At 48.1% G+C, this 2,457-nt stretch carries 1 protein-coding gene; it reads left to right on the plus strand.

The features are described from left to right. The first annotated feature begins 151 nt into the window (after nucleotides 1-151). Nucleotides 152-2,203: an EAL domain-containing protein gene (locus ABNS04_RS12400; RefSeq protein WP_348671602.1), complete on the plus strand. Its 2,052-nt coding sequence runs from the start codon at nucleotides 152-154 to the stop codon at nucleotides 2,201-2,203. Nucleotides 2,204-2,457 lie beyond the last annotated feature (254 nt).

The raw sequence follows: 2,457 nt of genomic DNA on the forward strand, positions 1-2,457 counted from the left end.
GGCGCGACGTACGACGATGATGATATCGTACACGGGCCGGCATCGGATGTCGCGCGCAATGCGCGGCGGATTAAATTAGGTATTTCTCCCAATGTTTAAATTTTAACCATGTGTCTATTATCTCGCCATCATTCGTGTGTGGGATAAGCTGGTGGAAAAAAAATCAATTTCTGTGTTGATACTTGATGACGAGCCATTGGTATGTCAGACGGTCGAAACCATGCTGAATGCCATTGGTTGTTTAGCACAATCAACGTGTAATCCGACTCAATTTATTGATCTTGCCTGCGCCGAGTCCTTTGACCTATTGATTGTTGATTTAATGATGCCGCTGTTGAGTGGCGAAGAGGTCGCCGCGTTATTGGCCGCGGAATCTGTCAACACGCCTTTAATCATCATGAGCGGGAGTGACTCCAATTTATTAAAGACTGCCGCGCTTTCCGCTAGAGAAAAAGGGCTACAAGTTATTGGTACGCTTCGAAAGCCATTCTTTGTTAATCAGCTACAAACCGTTTTACAACGTTTGACGTCATCTTTGAATAGTGCTGTTCATCAGCCTGCTGCTCACATTTACACGCGTGATGATGTGCTAAAAGGTATTCGTGACCACGAATTTTTTTGCGTTTACCAACCCAAGGTTGGACTGCCGACTCACGAGCCTGAGGGTGTTGAGGTGCTGTTACGGTGGCAACACCCCATACTAGGCGCCATTCCGCCGAGTGAATTCATTATTTTTGCGGAGCGTGAAGGACTGATTGACGACTTGACTCAATTTGCCATCGCTGAGTCACTCACGTGGTTCTCCGAGATAATTCAACGTGTTGCGTTAAATAATTTATCGATCGCGATTAATATTTCGGCACTTGTATTTAGTAAAGACTGGTTGCTCGATTTTCTCATGGCGACGTGTCAGCAAAATGCCGTGCCACCGCAACGGATCATATTAGAAATTACTGAGAGCGCGGTGCTGGATGAACAGGCCGATGTGTTAAAGCGTGCACTTGATCTAAGGCTGCGTGGGTTTAGATTTTCGCTAGATGACTTTGGCACAGGTTACTCATCGCTTAAACAGTTAGTCCGGTTACCGCTGAGTGAACTTAAAATTGATAAAAGCTTTGTGCTTTCCTATGAAGACAGCGACGAATCAAAACAGATTATGCGCGCGACCGTGGAGTTGGCGCAATCATTGGGACTGAAAACGGTGGCTGAAGGGGTTGAGCGCGAAGAGACAGCCACTTATGTGCGTCAAATTGGCTGTGATACGTTACAAGGCTATTTGTTTGCAAAGCCCTTAGAGGGGAGCCGTGCCGAAGCGTGGTTAATGAAGCAAGCCGCCGCAACAAGCCAACGACGCAGCAGTTTAGCGCGCGCTATTGTTGGTCCTTGCGAGAAACGTAGTGTTAATTTTAGCTATATCACGCATTTTATTCAGTATTTTTTGCGATTTGATGTGGCATTTATATCGTTGGTCGAAGGCGATCATGTATTTGTGCGTTCCGCGGTGGGAGTCGAGGAAACGATTATTCCGCTTAACCAATCGCTCGTACAGTATGTTATGAAGAATAACCGTACCACGACGTTCGACAACTTTACCGCTTTGTCAGGAATGAAAGTCAACCTGTCGCCTTTGTTGAGTCATGGTCTCAACTTTTATGCCGGTTTTCCGTTGTACAATTCGAACGGTCTGTTTATCGGTTCTTTGTGCGCATTACACCGAAGCGCTCGACGTTTGAGTTTAAAAACAATTGAGGTCTTGGAAAAGCTGGCGCACTTGGTTGAATTCGAAATACATCATTTTATCGAGACTTCTAAACATGAGCATATGTTGGCGCGTCTTGATGAAGAGCGCTATAAGCGATTGCTTACGATCGTGAGGGATACTGATTTGTCAGCGACACTGATTCGATTGACCCCTAAAGATAGTGCACTGTTTCCTGTCGCTCCGCTTAATGAGGCTTTGCGACAATCTGTGCAGGCATGGGATTACGTATGTTCTTTGGATAATGTATCAGGGTTGGTGTTATTGATTCATCCGACTGGTGAGTCACCCGTTGAATTCGTCGTGCAGCGTCTTGAAACACGTTTAGCCGATATGCATGACAACATCTCCATTGAAATAGCTTGGACCGAACAACAAACACAACAACCCCATTCATTACAATCATTATTCGGCCGCCTTGCCGACATCAACACCATCGCGTAGGTCGCGCCTTTGGCGCGACATGCATATCGCCCCGTGCCGTAGGTCGCGCATTTGGCGCGACATGCGGATCTTCCCGTGCGGTAGGTCGCGCATTTTGCGCGACATGCGGATCGGCCCCGTGCGCCAAAGGCGCACGCTACGCCGGTGTGGGTGGATCCCCCGTGCGGTAGGTCGCGCATTTTGCGCGACATGCGGATCGGCCCCGTGCGCAAAATGCGCACGCTACGCCGGTGTGGGTGGATCCCCCGTGCGGT

Source organism: uncultured Idiomarina sp. (genome assembly GCF_964010655.1).
Taxonomy (GTDB): Bacteria; Pseudomonadota; Gammaproteobacteria; order Enterobacterales; family Alteromonadaceae; genus Idiomarina; species Idiomarina baltica.